This is a genomic window from Planktotalea sp. (assembly GCF_050633725.1).
Classification (GTDB): Bacteria; Pseudomonadota; Alphaproteobacteria; order Rhodobacterales; family Rhodobacteraceae; genus Planktotalea.
In genome coordinates, this window is sequence record NZ_JBOEHB010000001.1 from 92928 (window position 1) to 115657 (window position 22730).

Genomic DNA, 22730 nt, shown 5'->3' on the forward strand with positions numbered 1-22730 from the left:
GTAAAAACTAAGCGCGAAACCTCAAGCCAAAACTCTCGTACATCCGAATGAGACCCGAAGGTCGCGCCTGCCGTGGTTTTCAATTTCTAAAGCGCTTAGTAGAGGATACCATCCAAAGACGTGCCAGAGACGGATGGAGTCGAGTTGCTAAAAAGGTTCCTTTCCGCCAGCCCGTTTCCGACCCAGCCTTGCGAACATTACAGCGTTTCCCAACAAGGCCAGAGCGACCCCCAACACGGCAGTGGTCGACCACTGATACTCTTCGAAGAACGTGGAGATTACCAGCGCCACGACAGGGAAAACCACGGTTGCATATCCAGCCTGAGCCGATCCGATCTGTGAGACGAGCATCAGGTAGGTCGTGAAACCTATTATAGATGCAAAGACCGCCAGATACAGCAGGGCAGCAAGGTAGGTTGGATCGGTTGGAACGACGAGCGGCTGATGTGTCGCTAGTGCCAGAATGAGTAATATAGCTGCCCCGATACCCATGCCCCAAGCGTTCGCGATGATCGGCGTTGTGCCGGTTGCGCTGTTTCGCCGGGATGCCATGCTCCCCAACGAAAAGATCATAGTTCCAAGCAATGCCCAACCAACACCGCGCAAAGTGTCAGGATCAAACGAAACGGTCAAACTGTCCCAGAATACAAGGGCAAGTCCTGACACCCCCAGCAAGCCTGCCAACACCACTCGGAGTGTGATTTTTTCACCAAAAAACACACGGGCATTCAGCGCGTTGAATATTGAGGCCAATGAAAAAACAACGGAGAGCAGCCCTGACGGAATCAATGCTGCGGCGTTGTAAAGCGCCACGAAATTCAGGCTGAATAGGCAGATGGCCTGAAGAACGACGAACCGCCACTGTGCAGGCAAGACGAGACGCTTTGTGACGGCAAGGGCCAGTATCAGAAGAATAGCCGCGAGTGCGATCCGATAAAGAACCGATACGCTGACAGGCACCGGACCTATCTGCAGCGCGATTGCGATCCAGCTTGTTCCCCAGATCAATACGGTGACGACGAATAATGCTGCGTTGTTCAAAACTGTTCCCTTCTGGGGAGGCATTAACAGCAGGCGCAGCATCGGGCTTGCACGATCTTGCGGTTTTTGGAGGCCGGTCGTCTTGCCTGGCTTTTGTCGAATGAGCGAAACGGCTATGAAGACCCATGCTATCAACGGTTTCAGATTATCTGGAGTGGTCTTCGACCGCTCACAAACGCGCCCAACTCAATTTGGGCACGGGGCGAACCGTCACCATATGGGAGAACCACAGTGACCGGATTTCCTATGACAAACCCAAAGGTCACACCTTTAGTCTTTATCTGAAGGGCGGAACCGGAACGCGCAGGCTTGATGCAGGGGGGATAACGGGGCGGCCTGGTGCAATATGCGTGCTTCCTGAAGGGCAAACGTCCGATTGGGAGATCACATCGCCGTTCCAGTTCTTGCACCTCGTTCTGCCAGATGAACCGCTACGCGCTGCCTTTTCCCACATTCATGATCGAGACGCCCGATACTTTGACCTTGCGGAGATCACGTACAGTGATGCCCCCTTGATGATAGAACCGCTTACTCAATTGGTGTTCGCCGCAAAATCGAATGATCCATTGCAGGCGGATAGTGCCGTCGCTGAGTTGATCTACCGCCTCCCGGAACGTCGCAAAACGCTTCAGGGAGGGCTCACATTCCATCAATTGAGAACGATTGACGAATGGATTGGCGACAATCTTGGCGCACCCATACGTCTCTCAGACCTAGCAGCAGAGGTGGGTCTTTCCGAGTATCATTTTCACCGGATGTTCCGGACGTCACGCGGTACGTCTCCGCACAATTGGGTTACGATGCGAAAGGTGGATGCCGTCAAAGAGAGGCTAGGCAGTGAAAGCAAAATTGCCGAGATTGCAACGGCTTGTGGTTTTTCGGTAGTGGGTCAGTTTGAAATATCTTTTTTCTGACGCTTCTTATACGGACCGCGCTTTTTTGGTGCCACGTTCTCCGCCGTCTCAACCAATGCTACAATATTCTCAACCTCCCAAGGGCTTTCGACAAGACCAGCGGCCATGGCTGGCGTCATGCGCAGCGTCTTGTGGGTGCGAACGAAGTTGTAATGCATGAAGTGCAGCGCAACCGCATAAGCGTGATTTTCGGCCTTCTTAGAAAAAGCGTTAGTTAGGCGAGTAAAGCGGCGCATACCCATACGCATTGTGAGGTTCTGACGCTCAATATGTGATGTGCCAACATCTTCCATGATCGGATTACCAAAGATCGCTTCTTTCGTCGCGCCTGTGCATTCTGCTGGTGAATACTTGCACTCGTGGCCTTTCTTGCCTGTCGCATCGCCGTAGTGCTTGATCAGCATAGCGTAGTCTACATCGCCAGAGAAAGCGTCTGTGACAGCCTTGAGGTAAGCGCCGTGACCGTCTGTTGTAAGCTGGATGCGAGTTGCAACCCGTGACGCCAGATCAAACATGAACTCACGTGCGGTTGCGCCGGAACGATCCCCGATTGTGTAGGAGATCATCAACTTGCTGTCGCGGTCCATCGCTGTCCATGTCCAGATATCGCCAGCATCAGCAGGGGCAGCTTTTGCGCCTTCTACATTCTTTGCTTTGGCATAGCAAAAAGACCAAATTTCGTCAGCTTGAACGTGCTTGGCCTCAACACCCTTTACGTGTTCATCGTGGTAGACGGCACACGCCTTGCCAGCATCTTCAAGCAACTTTGTGACTGTGTTTTTGGACACGTCAGCAACGCGCGAGGTGGCTCGAATGGAATTACCCTCCACCAGTAGGCGGATGATCATGACCCGGGATTTGGTGTCAAGCTTCCTCATGATCTAAATTTATTTTCAGACTGACCTTTAGTCAAGCAATTTAACGGAATATTGATTTACCAAGCCTAAAAACTGTGTCAGGTTATAGGAAATTCCGGGAGAGAATATATGTCAGGTAGCCAAGCACAGATGGTAGAAAACGTGAACAATGACACAACAGATAGTGTTGATCGGGATGCTATCCTCAATCAAATCGTGGGAAATAAGTACCGCCCCACAAGCCCTAGGTCAATTTTCGAGCGGGCTAACGAATATGTGCCTACCAAGGTACGTGCCGCTTCGATAGGCGGATAAAAGTAGATGTCCAATTGGAATAAGATCTATAACGAAGTTGAGCAAACCGCTAGAGATGCGAAAAACCCTCACGATTCAGTGCGCCACAGGTATCTTAAAGAATTTTCCGAAAGAACTGGTCGAAATGTTGTGGCCTATTACAGCGGGTGGCTACAAAAGACTGGGTATCAGTATAACAATATTGTTTCGATTAATGACGAGGACAAGGGCGGATTTATGGCCTGCTTCTACCAAATGGATTTCTCCAAAGGTCTTGACCTATTTATTCATTCCCCAGGCGGAGCAGTCGCCGCCACCGAGTCGATAATTCACTACATAAGAGCAAAATTTGGTGATGATGTAAGGGTTTTCGTGCCGCAGCTTAGTATGTCAGGCGGAACGATGATTGCTCTTGCGGGCAAAGAAATCTGGATGGGTTCCCATAGTAATCTTGGCCCAATAGACCCTCAATTTGGCCCTCAGCCAGCGCAGTTGGTGCTTACTGAGTTTGACGAAGCCTTGCAGCAAATCAAAGAAGATCCGCACAAGATTGACGTATGGCGTCCGATCCTTGAGCAAATTCCGCCTACTTTTCTATCTACATGCAAGCACGCAATAGATTGGTCAAAAGAAATCGGGAAAAATGCCCTAATCACTTCAATGTTCAAAGACGATCCAGATAAAGAGGCAAAAGCCGACGCTATTGTCGAATTTCTGACCGATGCTAACATTAACATGAACCACGGGCGGCATTTGCACCGCGAGGAATGCGAAGCAGCGGGCTTGAAGATTGTGAACTTTGAGTCTGACCAAGACATGCAGAACGCCATCTTATGCGTACACCATTCATATATGATATCTTTAATGAATACGCCAATTGTAAAAATCATCGAAAATGATTCTGGTATATCTCACGTCAAAGACGTTTCGACCACCTCTTAGCGGCAGCATCAGCGGCGATGCGGTGTTTTTCTTCTGGTGAAAGTTTCTCAGACCTTGCCTTCCCGCCTTTCCTTCCTCCCGAAATTTGTCCCGACACATCGGGCTTGTGTTCTACATCCTCACCAGCAGCTATCCCCACAATCATATGGGCAAGCTGATTGGCATCACGGGGTCTTTTGGGTTTGTCTGTCATATGAGTAATGTAAGCATTCCAAGTACGCGGTGCAATTACTTGTCACGATCTGTTACATTTCAAACTGGCCCACTACCGGTTTTTCTTGCCAAAGCCATTTGACCCGCACTTTCAAGGCGCTGACCGGCATGACACCTGCGGGTCTATCGCCAAAATCTATCGGGTACCTAAAGGCCGAATTCCCGCCCCGCTGATGCTCGCTTGGTCGTTTCAATTCATGGGGGTCATATCACTAGGAGCAGGTATCATGCTGGTCTTAGGTGTAGCCACAAGCCAAGGTCGATTGCTTCCTTCTTTCGGAGGATTGAAGACGCAATCCTAGTCTCCGTCAAAGTCCGCTATGCGGACTTACCGGACCTGTGCACATGCGGCTACTGCTGACGCAGCATACATTCTCTCTTGCATCACGATCATCACTGCGCTGCGGTCTATTTCGCTAGAGCGGTCATTGAAAACTGGATTGAACACTGAAATCCAAGTGCCCTTTCGCCACAAGCCGGATCAGGCCAGCAAGGCGCGGGACAAACCCGCCTATTACTCTCGCCGCTTTCGCTTGTGCAGAAACATCGCAATTACTGCGGTCCAGTGCGTTTCACCCAATTAGCCATTCCCACATACTTTCTTCGCGGACATCCGTCTATGCATTCGCCGTGTGCTGTGCGAGCGAGATTGGAAAGAGCCAAGACAAACGGAATACTCCTTGAACCGCAGATATAACCATTCAATTGGGGTTTGGGGGCTCAAAACCTGGCCACGAAGTCCGTTGTGTTCGCCGACTATGGAGCGAGCGGTCAAAGAATACTCAGCGTACGGGCAGATTCGCCCAGGCCTCCATGTCATCCAGAGCTTTCTTGCTGACTCCTTTTCCCGGCGTATTAGGAATGTCGCATTCAACGACCTTGCGGAACTCGCTGTTTTCAGCTACTTCCCAGAGAGTGAACTTCAAGCTTTCGACCAATCCGTCAGAATTGCGGACCGGCACGAGTTTGTACCCAACACTGCGACGGCGGTCGCCAAGAGCCTTGATTTTATTGAGTTTGGAATCGAGGACGTTGTCTTCAATCCACTTCCAGGTATCGGTTGCACCGCGTCTTCCAAGGTTTCGATTCTGTTCGGCTAGTTGCTTGAACAGGGTGTTCACCAGCGATTTGTCAGGCAAGTACTTGTAGGCGATCGGGTGCCCGGCGTCATAACCACGCTTCATATCGTTTTCTTCTCGGAACTCTTTGCGTTTTGAGCCGTCAATACGCTTGCTGCCCCGGAATATGTCGACCAACGACGCACTGACAGACACCAGTTTGGCGTGCTTGAGCTGCTCTTCCAGATCCATCTTCTCGAACGCGTCAAGATCAATTGGTGATTTCTTCGGGCGCTCCAGTACGTAGAAGCCTTCGTTCTTGTCGATTTTCACGGTGTAGTAGCCGCGAAGGTGTTCATCCTTATCGAGGGTTGCGCGAAGGACCTTGTGAACCGGCGCTTCGCGACCCTTGCGTTTGAGAACACCGTCAGTTTTTAGGCCCTCGGCTTCTCCGTATTTTCTTACACCCACTTTTGCCGCGACCGTTTTCGCGCTGCCACTCACCAGAGGTATTGGCGATAGGTGCCGCTCCGTCAAAAGTCCGGAATCCTGGATATCTTCCAGGAATTCACGGCCCTTGGTCTCCAACGATTTCAGGAAGTCCCTCGCCTTCATCTCCACATCGCTTGCCAAGGAAAGTGCGTTGGCTGCGGCTGCTATTGCCTCTACCAGGTCGAAAATCAATCGCAGCACCTTGGCCCCGACACGCCCCAAAATACGAATGACAAGCGCCTGCCCGCCCGTGGCGAATGTCGTGACCAAAAGCGCTATTGCATACCCGATGGCCACACCAACGGCAAAGGCGTCCTGCCCCAGGTTGGGGTGCGTGAATGCGGTCACAAAATCGTGCCACAACAGATCAGCGAACCCCTTGATCGCCTCCCAAACCTCTTTCATCAGACCGGCAATCGCTTCCAACGACAACAGCGACTCCAGCTTCTCCAGGAAGCTTTTCAACTCGTCGAGTGATTGGCTTAACAAGGCCGAAAAGACGCCGTAGATCACTTCGGCCGTTGTTTTGAAATCATCGGCAATGCCTGTTATCGTACCCCGGAGCATCGCAAAAGCGCCATGCAGCAGGCCGGCCAGGATCCCGACGCCAGCAAGGGCCTCGCGCAATCCAGAAAAGTTCTGAACTGAGAGTGCCACAACGTCGACGTACTGGTTCAGAAGATCCTTCCAGTCATCACTGAATTCTACCGGCTTGACTATGTGCAGGAACAGATCAGAGTGACTCCGCAAATAGATGGTGCTGTATAGCTTCAGCGTTGTCTTGGCCTGCAAGGTTTCGGGGTCGTCAGATTCCCTGAATGCCCCTGTGTTGCTGTTGGTTCGCATGATCAGCGTTGCCAGGCGGGGCGCTCTGTACTCCCTGTCATCCTTCGCCAGAAACATGTTGTCGTCCATCATCAGATCACCCCAGTGGTGTTCTTTCATGATGCCCAGCAACGTCTGGTCCTCTTTCACCGTGTAAAGGATGGCGTTTTCATCATCCGCGCCCATGGTATAGCCAGCTTCGCCTTTGGCGTACCAATAGACGTCAGTGTATCTGACGAAGAAAGACCCGGGCGCTGGATCGTCGTCATCGGCCAGAAGGTGAACCCTGGCCCACCCACTTGACTTGTGAAACCCAACGACCTTGAGCTTGGTCGCGCGTGGCAACACGGTCAGAATGCGCGCATCGTCGGTGCCAGCCTCCCACGTTGCATAAGCATTGATGTAATCATTCCTGACCCAGCCGATGGTCGGTGTGTCGGGTGGCGGGAAAAGGTCCGGTTTGGTGGGCCAGGCAGGGTCAACTTTCACTGGGCGCTTGGGCTGTTCGCTAAGCCGCCTTTTCGCTTTCTCGTGGGCGGATTTGAAAACCTCATAAGGCCCCCAATCCCGAAACTCGTTCAGCATCACACGCACTCGATCGGGTATTTCGGCAGGCACATGTTCGCGACCCTGATGCCGCTACTGGCATCGAGCTGGAACATGTCGCCCATCCAGACCGCGTCCACCGGAATGGTGAAGTAGAACGCATCACCGATGAACTTGGCGCCAATCGCGTGCCTGTACTGGCGCAGGTCGCTGCTCGTGTCGCCTTCGGTCACGTGCGGCGGACTTTCCAGCGGGCGGTCCAGTGTCAGGGTCCATTCGTAGCCGGTGGCTGGCGATCCGGTCGGCGTGTCAATTGCAACCAGACGATAGGCAACGCCATTGATGAAAATCTCGCGGCCAAGGTCAAGATCGCGATCTGCATCAGGGATCAGGGCTCCATTCTCGTGATAGGGCCATAGGGCGTCATCAGTTCCCTCGCTGGCTAGGGTGACACGGTTGGCGGTGATCAGGTTGCCCCCCGCGTCGGTGGTGGTCTGTGCGGTGATCACGCCGTGCCGGTCGTTCTGATAACAACCGTAGGAATGCTTCAGCTCCCGTACAACGGCGCCATAGCGCAGATCCGTGGCGTCCTGTGGTGGCTCACCATTGCCGCCCCAGGTCTTGCCGGTCTTCAGATAGGTGAGCATGTCATATTCCATTGCGATGGTCACCGGAATCTGAACCCGGCAATAGCCGGCCCGCAGGAAGGTCTTGAACAGGAAATTGGGCTCGTCGGGATCAAAGGTATCGACCCATTTGCACACCGGGTTGCGATAGTAGTCATAGAACATGATCTCCATCTGCCCCCAGTCACAGACCCGGTCGAAGAAATGCCAGCGCTTGGTGACATCGGTCGCGGTGCGCCGGTTGATCTCGGGATAGCCACAGCCGTCTTCGGCGCGCAGGTTGAACGCGCCTTCATCGCCGAACTTGTCGCACAGCATCCAGATCGCGGATTGCTTGACTTGGGTGCGCATATGCTCTTCGGCGGTGAACGGGTGCATTTGCTTTTCCGCTTCCTTGAAGCGCATGTTGTGCTCGGCCAGCGCGTCTTCATAGGTCTGGAGTTTTTGTTGGTAGCCCTCCATGATCAGCGTGTGTAGTTCGGTTTGCCACGGCCGGATGTCGACCGGAATCGGGGAGAAGGTGATTTTCACCTTGATGCTCGCTTCCTCCATCACCCTGTACCCGCTGATAAATGCGTCGGTTGTACCGGTAGCGCTAACCGAAGACGTTTGAATATTCGTAGTACCTGATCCAACCCATCCAGTTACAATGCCACCACCAAACTGAAACGAAATCGATCCTTCATTCCCCAGTATCTCGTTCAATCTCGTTCTCAGCGCCTTGCTTGACAACATCGTCATTGTTGTTGCTTCGTAGCCATCTGGCACGGCGATACTGAGCGTATTCCCCAGATTTCCTTCCTTGATCGTAGACTTATTTTCTGTTGGCTGATCCGGCGGGCGTGGTGCATCAACCAATTCATAGACTTTCACATAGGCGTCATGCCAACCAGGCTTCAGATCGTCCGGGGCTACCGACGGCCGCCGTGGTTTTTCCAGTTTGAAGCTCTTCTCGGCTTTTCGGCGCTGCAATTCTACATAGCGCTGCGCCGGGCTAGGGATCAGGATATCCAGCATCAGGTGCAGCCCGTGCGAGAACACCTGCCCACGCTTACGCTCGGCCACGTGGAAGAATTTGGCAACCACACCATCGTTGCCGCCTTGCAGTGTGTGGGTGTTAGTTTCCTTGGTTTCGGTCGTGACCCGCCGGGTGCGCAGCGATCTTGTTTCGGTTTCGATGCTTTCCTTTGCCTGCGTCACCATCTCGCGGAACTTCTCGCGGGCTTCGCGGTGGGCCACGTCGCGCGACACCGAGGCATTGGTGTTGACCGTATAGACCTTGCCGGTGATCGTCGCCTCGACATCCAGGCGCGCCGACATCTGCTTCTTCATTTCCTTCCGCAATTGCGAACGGTCGGTGACAATCTGGTCGCGTTCTTCCAATCGCCGCGTCGTGGTTTCGTCTTCGGAGTAGACGTCGATCGTCTTGCCGAACATATGCTCGCGCACACGAGTCTCTCCGGGCGCAACATTTTCTATGTACGCCAGCCCGTCAGGCACGTACTCGACGGTTTCCTCGCGCAACTCAAGCAGATCGGCGATGTAGTAATTGATATCGCCGCAGCACTCTTCCGTTGGTGCGCATTCCGGCTCTTCGCAATCGCAGCCGCATGTTGGGTCGACGCCATCGCCGGGAAGCTCAAAGTAGTCGTCTAGGTCAGTTGACGGCAGGTCGTCAGTAAACGGTTTGTCACCGCGCCTTGGGGTCGATTTCGAAGTCGTGCTCGCCGCCGCGTCCGGTATTGCTACAGCCGCGTGTGCGCCACCCGAGCCAGAATGCGGCACGCCACCGGTTTCCGTGGGATCCGTCTCGCCCTGGTTCGGCCAGGCACAGCGATCAATTTGAAATATGAAATCGGGCAGAAAGACCGGCATGGCTTCGACACGCGGTGGCAGCCGTGTGTCGGCTAGGTCCATCTTCTCGCTCCCCGTGCCAAGCTGCTGGATCGCGTCTCTGGCAAATGCGATCTCGGCCCGGATTTGCGCGATCGGGTCATCGTGATACCCCCAAAGCATACCCTGCGCTGCCAAGGCAAGCGCCTGTCCCTTGAGCACGTCCACCCGTTGCCGTGCGGTCTTGAAATGGGCGCGAATTTGGTCGTCGCAGAACTGGGCGACGAAGGCTTCTCGCTGGCGGGATGAGACATCCTTGGCCAGATACTTGTAGAAATCGAAGGCCGTTGACGCTAGATCTTCATCGATCTGGGGCATCATCTCGGGAATGCGGGCGATGAACTCCTCGGCGTGTTTGTCGACGTCGCTAAGCGCTTTGGCCCGAACTGCAACTTGCAGCTTCTTGAACACCCCATCGAAATGGTGTTCCAACCCGTCATCCCCGGACTTCAGCCCTAGGTGTTTAGGGAACAGCCGTTCCACTTGAACGGGTGTGAACACTAATCCGACAACACTGCCGGTCAAGCTCGCTGCGTTTTCCACTTCCGGAAGAAGAGACCACCCACGGTCCTCCTGTCCCACCGCAAGACCGAGGTCTGCGCTGCGCGCTGACAGAAATCTGGCAATAGTAGCCAAGAAACTTCCTCCCCAATTAAATCAACAAAGTTAAATTTGAAATTTGCAACGACTTCGTGTCCTCTGTCAACGATCAGCGACTGCTCTGTTTTGATCTAGCAATAAGAAATGGGCCTTGCCAGCGGGGTCCTATCGCACGTCAAATTCCAGTAAACTACTTAGACGCTAAACTCTTTGGCCTCGAAACACTTGTGCGACATTTCCAGAAGTTCAGACCGATATCCTCTTCCAAGACGGAAACGAGATCAGTGAGTGAATACCAATTATGAGCATTTTCCAGCGAATAGGCCGATCAATCAGATCCGCTCTGAAGCTTAGCGCGGTCTTTGACGCTCAAAGGACGAATGGCGGGTCAGCCCGCAGCCATGCAGCATGGGAATCTGGCCGGCAGCAGAAATTTTCGTGCTGCGAGCGCACGCAGCACGAAAATGGAACTCACAGTCAGGGCTCTTAGCGGCCATTCTCTGCAACGCAAAGATCTCAAACCTAACCTCTCGCGCCACAAAAAAAGCCCCGCAGGATCGCTCCCGCGGGGCCTCTTCATCTTTATAGCGGCAAAGCTTAGTCGTCGGACTTCAACGCCGCGCCGAGGATATCGCCCAAGGACGCGCCGCTGTCGGAAGAACCGTACTGCTCGATTGCTTCCTTCTTTCAGAGGATTGAAGATGCAATCCTAGTCTCCCTCAAAGTCCGCTATGCGGGACTTTGTTGCCTTTCAGGTTTTCTTACAACGATCCCAAAGTTCTTGATCACGTTGGCCTATCATCGAGCCATAAACCATCTCATCTAGGCACTCGTTTTTGTAATTCTCAAAAAGATATTTTGCATCAAATATGAGCACAGACTTTCGGTTAACAAAGACTGGAATTGGATGAAACCGTAAGCCTAAACTTACTCCCTCCAACCGCGAAGAATGTCCAGATTTAGAATTTGCGACTTTCTCGACATCAATCCCTAACTGAGATGCAAACTCCACACTCTTAATGTCTTTGAACCCGTCAAGAAGGAGCACCCAAATATCAACATCTCTTAGTCCATCCAGTTCACGCGACGTGAGCTGGCCTTTGGCATCTGTCATCACATTGGAGAACAGAGGGGGGGTTGAATATAGCTCCCCACCTTGCCAAAATACGAAAGTAGAGGGGTTAATCTTCCGTTCATACAGCGCCAGTTTTTCGTTCTTCATGGATGCTAGAACGAAGACAAAATATGCGATTAAGAGCAACAGATAGAGGCCTGCTATTTTCAGTGCCAAGCCTAGAAACCGTCTCATGCTTTTTGACCTCAAGAATGATGTTGAAATGGTACAATAACGAAAAACTTCGAATAGAACCAGATGTCACCGACGGTAGGTATGGGCTCACAGCGGCCATTCTCTTCCCTGCAAAGTTTCCCCATCAACTCAACAAAAAGGCCCCGCAGGGTCGCTCCTGCGGGGCCTCTTCATCTCTATAGCGGCAAAGCTTAGTCGTCGGACTTCAGCGCTGCGCCGAGGATATCGCCCAAGGACGCGCCAGAGTCGGAAGAACCGTACTGCTCAACTGCTTCCTTCTCTTCAGCAATCTCGCGCGCTTTCACGGAGACGCCCAAACGGCGTGTCTTGCTGTCGATGTTGGTGATGCGCACATCAACCTTATCGCCAACGGAGAAACGCTCTGGGCGCTGCTCGGCACGATCGCGGGACAGGTCAGAACGGCGGATGAAGGACTTCATGCCTTCATACTCAACCTCAACGCCGCCCTCTTCGATGGCTGTCACAGTGACAGTCACGATAGAGCCGCGCTTCACGCCGCCAACCGCTTCAGCGAACTTGTCGCCGCCAAGCGCTTTAACGGAGAGGGAGATACGCTCTTTTTCAACGTCGACTTCAGAAACAACCGCCTGAACGATGTCGTTCTTGTGGTAGTTCTGGATCGCATCTTCGCCGCGCTCGTCCCATGAAAGGTCGGAGAGGTGAACCATGCCGTCGATGTCGCCTTCGAGGCCAATGAACAAACCGAACTCGGTGATGTTCTTGACTTCGCCTTCGACCTCAGTGCCCTCTGGGAACTGCTCTGCAAAGACTTCCCATGGGTTGCGCTGTGTCTGCTTGAGACCAAGGGAAACGCGGCGCTTCGTGCCGTCGATTTCCAGAACCATGACTTCGACTTCCTGAGACGTAGACACGATTTTGCCCGGGTGTACGTTCTTCTTTGTCCAAGACATTTCGGACACGTGAACCAGACCTTCAACACCTGGCTCAAGCTCAACAAATGCACCGTAATCGGTGATGTTTGTCACGCGGCCTGTGTGTGTGGACTCAAGTGGGTACTTGCCAGCAACCAGATCCCATGGATCTTCCTGCAACTGCTTCATGCCCAAGGAGATGCGGTGCGTGTCTTTGTTGATCTTGATGACCTGAACCTTGACCGTCTCGCCGATTGTCAGAATCTCGGATGGGTGGTTCACACGGCGCCATGCCATGTCTGTCACGTGAAGCAGGCCGTCTACGCCGCCAAGATCGACAAATGCGCCGTACTCGGTGATGTTTTTGACAACGCCGTCAACCGCTTGACCTTCTGTAAGGTTGCCGATGACTTCTGCACGCTGCTCTGCGCGGGACTCTTCAAGGATAGCGCGGCGGGACACAACAATGTTGCCACGACGACGGTCCATCTTGAGGATTTGGAACGGCTGCTTGAGACCCATCAATGGGCCCGCGTCGCGCACAGGGCGCACGTCAACCTGAGAGCCTGGCAAGAACGCAACCGCGCCGCCGAGATCAACAGTAAAGCCACCTTTAACGCGGCCAAAGATTGCGCCTTCAACGCGCTCTTCGTCTGCGTATGCCTTCTCGAGGCGATCCCATGCTTCCTCACGGCGCGCCATCTCGCGGGAGATAACCGCTTCGCCGCGGGAGTTCTCTGCGGAGCGCAGGAACACTTCAACTTCGTCGCCAACTGCGATTTCAGGAGCTTCACCGGGATTTGCGAATTCTTTAAGATCAACGCGGCCTTCCATCTTGTAGCCTACGTCGATGATAGCTTGGCCCGCTTCGATTGCGATGACCTTGCCTTTGACAACTGTCCCCTCGTCGGGTGTGTCCATTTCGAAGCTTTCGTTCAAGAGTGCTTCAAACTCGTCCATTAGATTAGCCATGTGGCGTTTCATATCCTTTAGCGTGTTTATACTGGCCGCGCGGTTGTCTCCGCCGGTCTTTGGGTTGCTTTGGTTGATCCGGTATGTGCAAACAAAGAAGAGGGCCGGAGGTTCCGACCCTGCTCATCTCATCAACGTTTGCGGTGTTTCCCACCATCTCAACGCTCGCGCGTATAGAGGGGAATCGGGCGTGTGGCAAGGGGGAGAGGGTTGGGGGCACGTGATCCATCACAGGGCAATCGCCAGACCGCTGGGGTTGCGTCGCAACTGTTGTTCAATTGAACTTTATCCCCACCAAGTCCTAGCGCAATCTGAGCTGAGCGCTTACCTCAACGAAATCTCGAACCCAACTAAGAGACCTATGACTGCCCGCACCTCAAGGTATTATTCGACCTACGTCGAAATTCTAATGAATTGTACCAGATTTGCTTTCACTCAGTTCGTTCTCGTCACTGTCACCAGCATCATTTATTTTTAGCCTAGGTGCTTTAACTAGCGGTTCTCCATAGATTTCTTCAAATTTTCTTACAATCTGATCGACATCTCGGATAGAACGAAAAACTGGCCAATCTCTGAAATCAGATGCAGTTATTTCGATAGTTTCTTGACCCAAATCCATCAATTTGCAGACTTCATCATGTTCATCGTTGATGGCCGCGACACAAATCCTAAACTGTGGTGATGTTGCGCTCCAATCATCATTCTTCAGCACCGCCGAAGCATCCGATTTCCTCTCAGATAGCTTAATGGAATTTGCCAAGTTAACACACATCATTCGCCGAATAAGATCAGAAGAGTGTTTCTTTTGACCAACTGCGAAGTGCAAAACTCTCTCAGCAGTTTTGTACTTCTTAATACGTATTAAATTCATACCTTTATCATTGAGGCGACTATCCGCTCGATCTCGTTCTGATCCGACAAATTTTCGCCACAAAGTGTGAACTAACTTGGTGCCAATTTCATCAATAATTTCTATTGCCGTTGTCAAATAATTCGAATCCACGACCAGACGATCACCGACTCCTACTTTGAGCTTGCACTTATGGTTCTTGCAATTGTTCAAATACTGACTAGAAACAATACCGCCTGTATGGGTCAAAAGATTCCTTCTTTCGCAAAGTTCAACAAATTCAGGCCAAACCTCAAGGTCGCTGCGCAGCGTCATTGAGAACTTATTCTCCATCCAAACTATTTGCTCGTGATGACTTTTACGCAAAACTCCCTCAATTTCCTCTGAGATGATACTTTCCTTAACCTCTTCAATGCTAGAATACTTCGTTAGATCAGAGAATTTCACTTCACGATCAGACGTCAAAATTAACTCGGGCCTCACTGTGAATATAGCACGAAGAAGATCCGCTAGAAAAGCATCATAAGCGCTAATTAGCCCAATGACCGCTATCTGGGGCAAGTACTTTGCACCATTGACAGCAGCTATCGCTTCATCATTTTTCTTTAGAATTGTGTGAATTGAATCGTTATTAAATTCGTACACTTCGATGTCGCCGTCACATAACTCATCGAGTTTATTTCCCTGCTCGCTTGCATAGCTCCCCAATTGCTGGGCAATTACACTAGCTGACACCATTGGAGAAATTTTAACTGTCGAAACCACCGCATCACGATACATAGCAATGGATTGGTTGAAAGCTTTATCAACAGAACGGAAATTGATGATTTTCCCATTTTCTTTATCTGAGGCTGACTTTCGAGACACCTCATTATCTTCAGTTGTACCTTGCTCAAAAAAGCTACTGACTGTCTCTGTCGAAGGCTTTTCGCTAGTAATCCCATGGCCTGTATGTAAGCCGTCGTTCTTTCTCAAGAGAACGTATATTTTTTCACTCATATAGCTTAGCCTTCAAATAACAACTTTTGTTTAGAATGCCTAAACATACTTTTGGTTACAAGCATGGCTTTCGATTTATGCCGCACGCTCCCCAAACCAATCCTTAACCAACTCCCCGCAAACTCCCCCTCGGTTAACCACTGAACTCAGGATCATCGGCTCGCGTCCCCTGCGAGCGTCATCGATCTTGCGCAAGTCGGCGGGGTGCGAGCCCCGAGAGCGAGCTAGGGTTTAAAACACCTCAGCGCCCTTCGATCCGTCCTTTGGCGGCCGCCATATTCAGGAAATACATAAACCCAAAAATAGCGGCAGGGCAGCAGCCCTTGCCGCCTAAAGCCATGCTCAAAACACACCGAGAAACAGCCTCTCTACGCGGCTCCCGCAAAGGCGTGCTGGGCGGCGGTCCATTGCTTCGGGGACTGCCCGTAGCTGCGTTTGAATTCTCGGCTGAACTGGGACGTGCTGATGTAGCCCACATCCATCGCGGCTTCGCTCACCGTCATGCCTTCGGCGATCCTCATCGCAGCGGTGTTGAGGCGCATGGTTTTTACAAACTGGATCGGGGACATCGTTGTGGCATGTTTGAATTTACGATGAAACACAGCGCGGCTCATGCCTGCGCGATTGGCCAGATCGTCAATCGAGATCGGAGTTTTCAGGTTCGACGATACATAGGCAATAGAGCGCGCGATGGCGTTTCCTGGGTTGAAGGACTGGCGCGCAAATTGCCCCGCTTCACCGGTTAAGACTGCATAGAACACTTCGCGCAATCGCGCGTCGCCAAGCACGGCGACTTCGGTGGTTTTGCCGCATAATTGAAGAAGTCGCAAAAGCGCATCGCTGAACGCGGCATCCCATTGCGCAAGCTTGATGCCCTGAGTGTTTAGGGCGCTGTTTTGAGGTCGAGGCAAGCCGCTGGATGTTTCTATTTCTATCGACATTTCATTCATCACACGTGGCGACAGCGAGATGTAAACACCATAGAGCGGATCGTTTTTTGACGCTGTCGGCGTGCCCGCGTTCACAGGCATCGACATCGGGCAGCACATGTATTGTTGGTTGTCATACACATAGCGCCGACCATCCAGCGTGGCCTCTTTCGCGCCGCTGGCAATGACAATTATGCTAGGCTCATAGATAGCCGGCGCGCAAGGAATTGCGCTGGTGGCTCGGAATAGTTGGACCCCGTTTATGCCAGTCTCGATCATGCCGTCTTCGTGGATCTGGCTCTGAATGAGATGTTTGATTTGATCTTGTATCATGGTGTCAGCTTGGTGCGGAAAAGGCGGCGTAGCAAGGCATGTGATACGAATAGGCAAGTATTCGCGATGATATCGCCTGTTTTGAAGTGTATAGGAGAGATATCTGTGTTCAGGAATTATGGATAGGAACACTGTGATGGCTGATTTGCAATTTGGACCAAAGGGCTGGACGCCCGAACGTCTTGGCTCACTCAAGGGGAAGACATATTTGATCACGGGTGCCAACGCGGGCACAGGGTTTCAAGCCTCGCGTATCCTGCTCTCCAAAGGGGCTAAGGTCGTGATGCTGAACCGCAGCGCCGAGAAGTCGCGCGCGGCTGTCGCCGAGCTGAAACAGGAATTCGGCGCAGAAGCGGAGGTTTCTTTTGTGCAAATGGATCTGTCGGTGCTGGACAGCGTTCGCAATGCTGCCGCAGAGGTGTTGAAAACCGTTTCACACATCGATGCGCTCATTTGTAATGCAGCGATTGCGCAGGTGCCGACACAACAGCGAACCGTTGACGGGTTCGAAAGCCAACTTGGGACAAATCACTACGGTCATTTTGTTCTGTGCGGCATGCTCTTTGATCGCATCGAGGACGCCAATGGACGGATCGTGGTTGTCGCGAGCCTTGGCTATAAGTTGGGACTGCGCACGATCCAGTTTGATGACATGAACTGGGACAACAATTACAGCGCGAACCCTGCCTATAGCCAAAGCAAACTTGCGCAAATGATGTTTGCCTATGAGTTGCAGGACAAGATCAAAGCAGCCGGCAAAAACGTCCAAGTCTATGTGTGTCACCCGGGGTCTTCCGCGACATCTCTGATTAGCACGAGTGGAGGCTTGCTCACGCGCGCAGTTTGGTGGCTCATGTCAAAATCCCCCATGGTTCAAACTGCTGAACAGGGAGCCTTTCCTGAGATCATGTGCGCGACGCAAGAGGGGCTTGAGCAATTGGCCTTTTACGGCCCAACTGGACGCATGGAGATGGTAGGGCCTGTTGGGCAAGGCACGCTGGAACCCTACGCTTACGACAAAATCACCATCGAAAAGCTATGGGTTCGCTCTGAACAGGAAACTGGGTTTACTTGGCAGATTTAGACGGGTTTCAAAGGGCGCAGTCTTCGCTCGGCTTTAGCGCCCTTTGAGTGCAGTGCAATCAACGCAGTTACCGCGCAAGACCGCCTCATGACACAAATTGAACCGCAGCTTGCCAAAAGCCTGAAAGCCTTGACACCTGTAAGGAGCGGTTCTAACCAACGCGCAGGCCTCGCATTCGCCTGCCATCCGCTGACACTCTGTCTTGGTTAAGTTTTGCGTTAGTTTGTCTCGATCACCCCTTTTCGCGCTTATCGCGTGAATGGAAATGCGGATCCCATTCTGGTTTGCGATTTAGCTTGAGGAAAATGGGATATGACCAGTGAACCCATAAATACGTTTACCGAAGGCCCCCTAAAGGCCACCTACCTAAAAACTGCGCTGCCGATTATTTTTGTGATGGGAATGAACGGCTTGCTCTCCGTTGCGGATGCCCTGTTTTTGGGCATTTACGTTGGCCCGGAAGCCTTGGGCGCTGTGACCTTGATGTTCCCTATTTACATGCTGATCGTCGCGCTTTCGACGCTGGTTTCCAACGGCATGTCGAGCCTCTTGGCGCGATTTCTGGGCGCTGGGGACATGGATGGCGCGCGCGCAGTGTTCGCAGGGGCGCATGGCTTGGCACTCGCACTGGGTGCGAGCTTGATCGGGGTTTTCTTGCTCGTGGGGCCGAGCATGGCGCTACTTGCCGCGGCAGGATCAGAAAAGCTTGCCGAGATGGGGCTGATTTACCTGAAGATCACGGTCTTTTTCTCGCCCTTGCTGTTTGTGCTGTCGGTCAATTCCGATGCCCTTCGAAATGAAGGCCGGGTTGGGTTCATGGCGGCAATGAGCCTGTTTGTTTCGCTCGCAAATATCGGCTTCAACTATGTGCTGATCGCACTGTTGGATATGGGGGTGGCGGGGTCTGCATATGGCACTGCGGCAGCGCAGGCTCTGTCTTTCAGCATCATCTTGTTGTTTCGCGTGTTCGGACGAACCGCTCTGCGACCATCAGCGTTAGCAGCGGCGCCGCTTTATGGGGCGTGGGGGCGAATCCTCGCGCTTGGCGCGCCGCAAAGCCTGAACTTTTTGGGGCTGGCTCTTGGATCAGGCGCGCTTATCACCGCGTTGCAGTGGGTCGGCGCGCCCAATTATGCCGATACGGTTTCGGCCTATGGGATCACAACGCGTGTGATGACCTTCGCGTTTTTGCCTTTGCTCGGCCTGTCCTTTGCAATGCAAACGATCACAGGGAACAATTACGGAGCAAAACTCTGGCTACGTTCGGACGCAAGTTTGCGCATCGCTCTTTGGGCCGCTTTTATCTACTGCGCGTTCGTGCAGCTCGTGGTGATGTCGTTGCCGCGCCAAATCGCCGGGGCTTTCGTTGACGATCAGGCGGTGATTTCCGAGGTCGTGCGCATCCTGCCTATTATGACTTCTGTTTTCTTTGTCATGGGGCCGCTAATGATGATCGCGTCTTATTTTCAGGCGATTGGAAATGCGACACGGGCCGGGATTTTGGGCCTAAGCAAACCGTACCTCTTTGCGATGCCCTTGACCTTCTTGCTGCCACTTTGGCTTGGGGAAGTCGGGATTTGGTTTGCAGGGCCAATTGCAGAGCTGTTGTTGCTTGGTCTAACGGGGCTTGTGCTCAAGCAAGCCGCAAGGAGCAACCAGCTCAAATGGGGCGTGTTCCATAGGGTCGCGTGACGCATGATTGAACGTTTGGTTTGCTTGATCCAGAGATGTGGTGAAGCGGCTAGGCGCTGGGCGTTCAGCCGGAACGTGGCGATTGAAGCAGGGCGCTTTGAGGCATTTGTTTTGCGAATCAAAGTGCTGGAGGTATGGGCAACAGGGCACTAAGAGCCTGTAAAGCCCTACCAAAATGTTTAGCCAAGGCGAAAAATGGCGTAAAAAACCGTCAATTTCACAGGTTCTTACGGTTCAGCCTTTCAAGGCGCGCGAAAGTCAATATAGTCGCTGTATACAAGTTCGCTGCCACGCGAAGCAGAAACAGTTGGGGGCACTGCGCCATGATACGATCTGAATTGATCCAAAAGCTCGCGGATGAAAACCCGCATCTTTATCAACGCGACGTTGAGCGGATTGTGAACACTGTGTTCGAAGAGATTACCGATGCGATGTCGCGCGGTGATCGCGTAGAGCTGCGCGGCTTTGGCGCGTTTTCTGTCAAAAAACGCGATGCTAGAATTGGTCGTAATCCGCGTACGGGCGAGTCTGTGCCTGTGGAAGAAAAGCATGTGCCTTTCTTCAAAACCGGTAAATTGCTGCGTGATCGGCTGAACGGAAAGTAACCAATGCGCTATATTAAGTATGCTATGCTCGCCGCTATTGCGGTGGTCCTTGTTGCCGTGTCTTTGGCAAATCGTGAAATTGTAACCGTAAAGCTGTTAACCAATGATTTGGCTGCATTGCTCGGTTTGAACCAGTCAATTGAGCTACCTTTGTTCGTCGTGATTTTCGGCGGCGTTGGTGTTGGTCTGTTGATTGGCTTCCTCTGGGAGTGGATCCGCGAATACAAACAGCGCGCAGAAGCCGCTGCACAAAAACGCGAAATGGATCGCATGCGCCGCGAGTTGAAGCGCCTTAAGGCTGAAAAGCACGAAGGCAAAGACGACGTGCTCGCGCTTCTCGACGAAGCAAGCTAAATCTATGCCCGTATTAATCGGATCAGGCCGCGACCCATCGCGGCCTTCGATCGTTTCTGTAAAGATTTGCGGGCTGTCTAAGCTTGCAGATGTTCAGGCCGTTGCGGATGCGGGCGCAAATTATGTGGGCTTTGTCTTTTTTGAAAAGTCGCCGCGCAATGTAAGCATTGAAACCGCGCGCGATCTTGCGGTTGAGGTGCCGGTGGGCATCGCCAAAGTCGCACTGACCGTGAATGCCAGCAACGATGAGCTCGACGCGATTACTGCGGCGGTTCCATTAGATATGTTGCAGCTTCATGGAAAAGAAACGCCCGAGCGCGTTCTTGAAGTCAAAGCGCGCTATGGGTTGCCTGTTATGAAGGCCGTCGGTGTCGCGGATGCAGAGGATTTGCCGCAACTCGCGAAATATGGCGCTGTCGCGGATCAATTACTCGTGGATGCAAAACCACCCAAAGGCGCTGACTTGCCCGGTGGCAACGGGCTGGCCTTTGATTGGCGTCTCATTGCGGATTACGAATTTTCGGTGCCTTGGATGTTAGCAGGTGGCTTAACGCCTGAAAATGCCGCCGAGGCCGTGCGCATGACGGGGGCGAGCCAACTTGATCTCAGTTCTGGTGTCGAAAGCGCGCCGGGCGTGAAGGATGCGGGTATGATCGATGCTTTTATGAAAGCAGTTCGGTAAGCTAGGAATGCCGCGATGTATTTTGTCTCGATAGGTGGCATTGAAGTGAACGGGGTCTTCCACCTCTTCAAGTTTTTCAAAATGGCGATATCGATGCGCAAGCAAGCACTCGCCACCGCTGGAAATGTGTCTGTCGATCTTTTCCGCTACAAGCGTGTTTTCTTTGTTGTTTCTGTTTGGAACTCAGCTGCCGACATGGCCGTGTTTGCCAGGGCGGGAGAGCACGGAGAGATAATGCGCAAAGGATCAAAGGTGATCAAATCTGCGATAAACTTGCACTTTACAGCGGAAAAAGTGCCTTCGAGAGCAGAGGCCGTCTCGTGTTGGCAAGAAAGTCTAAGGTGACGATCCGCTTTACCCAAGTTGCGGCTTCGGCTACATCAATTCCAACACGCTTTGGAGCATTCAAATGGCAGACGATCTTTTCAATTCTTTCATGAACGGCCCTGACGAAAATGGTCGTTTTGGTGACTTTGGTGGCCGCTTCGTTTCAGAAACCTTGATGCCACTTATTTTGTCGCTCGAAGAAGAGTACGAAAAGGCCAAAACAGACGATGCGTTTTGGGCCGAGATGAACGATCTTTGGACCCATTACGTTGGCCGTCCAAGCCCGCTCTACTATGCCGAACGCCTGACAGAGCATCTTGGCGGCGCGAAGATTTATCTCAAGCGCGACGAGCTGAACCACACGGGCGCGCATAAGATCAACAACGTCCTTGGCCAGATCATTCTAGCACGCCGCATGGGCAAAACCCGCATCATCGCTGAGACAGGTGCAGGTCAGCACGGCGTTGCGACGGCGACAGTTTGCGCGAAGTTCGGTCTGAAATGCGTGGTCTATATGGGCGCGCACGATGTTGAGCGCCAAGCGCCGAACGTCTTTCGTATGCGCCTCCTTGGCGCGGAAGTGATCCCTGTCACCTCTGGGCGCGGCACGCTCAAAGACGCGATGAACGATGCGCTACGCGATTGGGTGACCAACGTGCGCGACACCTTCTACTGCATCGGCACCGTCGCTGGCCCGCACCCATATCCTGCAATGGTGCGCGATTTCCAATCCATCATCGGCAAAGAGGTGCGCGAGCAGCTTCACGAGGCCGAGGGCCGTTTGCCTGACACTGTGATCGCGGCAATTGGTGGCGGCTCAAACGCGATGGGGCTGTTCTTCCCGTTCCTTGATGACACTTCGGTTAATATCATCGGCGTGGAAGCGGGCGGTAAGGGCGTCAACATGAAGATGGAGCATTGCGCATCGCTCACGGGCGGTCGCCCTGGCGTGCTGCACGGCAACCGCACCTATTTGCTGCAAGACGACGATGGTCAAATTCTGGAAGGCTATTCGATCTCAGCGGGCCTTGATTATCCCGGTATCGGACCAGAGCACGCATGGCTGCATGAAATTGGCCGCGCTCAGTACGTGTCGATCACCGACAAAGAAGCGCTCGAAGCGTTCCAATTGTCTTGCGCGCTCGAAGGGATCATCCCCGCACTTGAGCCATCCCATGCTCTTGCTCACGTGATGAAAATTGCGGGTGATCTGCCGAGCGATCATCTGCTTGTGATGAATATGTGCGGACGCGGTGACAAAGATATCTTCTCTGTCGCGAAACATCTTGGCTTTGACATGAGCGGCCCCGAGGGGCGCGTTTTCGAGTGAAACCTCAAGTCTCTTGATTGAAAATTGGACTCGAATTATCCTCACGGATATTCGTAGTTTGGAATTTTTC

General features: G+C 52.6%; 16 protein-coding genes. 8 read left to right on the top strand and 8 right to left on the bottom strand.

The features are described 5' to 3' along the window. Positions 1-147: 147 nt before the first annotated feature. Complete coding sequence (locus tag ACRBCU_RS00495) at positions 148-1041, bottom strand: DMT family transporter (protein ID WP_431363398.1); 894 nt, start codon at positions 1039-1041, stop codon at positions 148-150. A gap of 125 nt (positions 1042-1166) precedes the next feature. On the opposite strand from ACRBCU_RS00495, the gene ACRBCU_RS00500 reads away from it, so the two are divergent. After that, entirely contained in the window at positions 1167-1955 is a 789-nt protein-coding gene (locus ACRBCU_RS00500; RefSeq protein WP_431363399.1) for a response regulator transcription factor, read from the top strand. Here the strand turns inward: ACRBCU_RS00500 and ACRBCU_RS00505 are convergent. Beyond that, positions 1931-2833: an IS1 family transposase gene (locus ACRBCU_RS00505; RefSeq protein ID WP_431363400.1), complete on the bottom strand. Its 903-nt coding sequence runs from the start codon at positions 2831-2833 to the stop codon at positions 1931-1933. The two genes, ACRBCU_RS00500 and ACRBCU_RS00505, sit on opposite strands and share 25 nt — an antisense overlap. Before the next feature lie 300 nt (positions 2834-3133). Here ACRBCU_RS00505 and ACRBCU_RS00510 point away from each other — a divergent pair, with 300 nt between their 5' ends. Next, complete coding sequence (locus ACRBCU_RS00510) at positions 3134-4048, top strand: SDH family Clp fold serine proteinase (RefSeq protein WP_431363401.1); 915 nt, start codon at positions 3134-3136, stop codon at positions 4046-4048. Positions 4049-5043: 995 nt separating this feature from the next. On the opposite strand, the gene ACRBCU_RS00515 is transcribed toward ACRBCU_RS00510, so the two are convergent. The 6 genes from ACRBCU_RS00515 to ACRBCU_RS00540 all read right to left on the bottom strand — a co-directional run bounded on the left by ACRBCU_RS00515 (position 5044) and on the right by ACRBCU_RS00540 (position 16586). After that, positions 5044-7221 (bottom strand): hypothetical protein, encoded by a 2178-nt coding sequence (locus ACRBCU_RS00515; RefSeq protein ID WP_431363402.1) that lies wholly within the window; start codon positions 7219-7221, stop codon positions 5044-5046. Continuing rightward, entirely contained in the window at positions 7221-10337 is a 3117-nt protein-coding gene (locus tag ACRBCU_RS00520) for a hypothetical protein (protein WP_431363403.1), read from the bottom strand. The genes ACRBCU_RS00515 and ACRBCU_RS00520 overlap by 1 nt, the downstream gene beginning before the upstream one ends. Before the next feature lie 715 nt (positions 10338-11052). Further along, positions 11053-11610 carry a hypothetical protein gene (locus ACRBCU_RS00525; RefSeq protein ID WP_431363404.1) on the bottom strand — a complete coding sequence of 186 codons (558 nt, stop codon included), beginning with the start codon at positions 11608-11610 and terminating at the stop codon, positions 11053-11055. Positions 11611-11801: 191 nt separating this feature from the next. Next, entirely contained in the window at positions 11802-13487 is a 1686-nt protein-coding gene (gene rpsA / locus ACRBCU_RS00530) for a 30S ribosomal protein S1 (RefSeq protein ID WP_431363405.1), read from the bottom strand. Positions 13488-13881: 394 nt separating this feature from the next. After that, positions 13882-15324 carry a hypothetical protein gene (locus ACRBCU_RS00535; RefSeq protein WP_431363406.1) on the bottom strand — a complete coding sequence of 481 codons (1443 nt, stop codon included), beginning with the start codon at positions 15322-15324 and terminating at the stop codon, positions 13882-13884. Between the two features lie 368 nt (positions 15325-15692). Beyond that, complete coding sequence (locus ACRBCU_RS00540) at positions 15693-16586, bottom strand: AraC family transcriptional regulator N-terminal domain-containing protein (protein WP_431363407.1); 894 nt, start codon at positions 16584-16586, stop codon at positions 15693-15695. Positions 16587-16722: 136 nt separating this feature from the next. On the opposite strand from ACRBCU_RS00540, the gene ACRBCU_RS00545 reads away from it, so the two are divergent. From ACRBCU_RS00545 to trpB, 6 genes are all read left to right on the top strand, one after another. Continuing rightward, positions 16723-17670 carry an SDR family oxidoreductase gene (locus ACRBCU_RS00545; RefSeq protein ID WP_431363408.1) on the top strand — a complete coding sequence of 316 codons (948 nt, stop codon included), beginning with the start codon at positions 16723-16725 and terminating at the stop codon, positions 17668-17670. A gap of 312 nt (positions 17671-17982) precedes the next feature. Next, a complete protein-coding gene (locus ACRBCU_RS00550) occupies positions 17983-19362 on the top strand; it encodes an MATE family efflux transporter (RefSeq protein ID WP_431363409.1) in 1380 nt (459 codons plus the stop codon). A gap of 323 nt (positions 19363-19685) precedes the next feature. Then, the gene (ihfB, locus tag ACRBCU_RS00555; protein ID WP_424439891.1) at positions 19686-19967 is read left to right on the top strand and encodes an integration host factor subunit beta; all 282 of its coding nucleotides are present in this window, start codon (positions 19686-19688) and stop codon (positions 19965-19967) included. A gap of 3 nt (positions 19968-19970) precedes the next feature. Then, positions 19971-20321 carry a lipopolysaccharide assembly protein LapA domain-containing protein gene (locus tag ACRBCU_RS00560; RefSeq protein WP_431363410.1) on the top strand — a complete coding sequence of 117 codons (351 nt, stop codon included), beginning with the start codon at positions 19971-19973 and terminating at the stop codon, positions 20319-20321. A 4-nt stretch (positions 20322-20325) separates the two neighbouring features. After that, positions 20326-21003, top strand: a complete 678-nt coding sequence (locus ACRBCU_RS00565) for a phosphoribosylanthranilate isomerase (protein WP_431363411.1) — start codon at positions 20326-20328, stop codon at positions 21001-21003. 409 nt (positions 21004-21412) lie between these two features. Continuing rightward, on the top strand, positions 21413-22660 hold the full coding sequence (gene trpB / locus ACRBCU_RS00570; RefSeq protein WP_431363412.1) for a tryptophan synthase subunit beta: 1248 nt from the start codon (positions 21413-21415) through the stop codon (positions 22658-22660). Positions 22661-22730 lie beyond the last annotated feature (70 nt).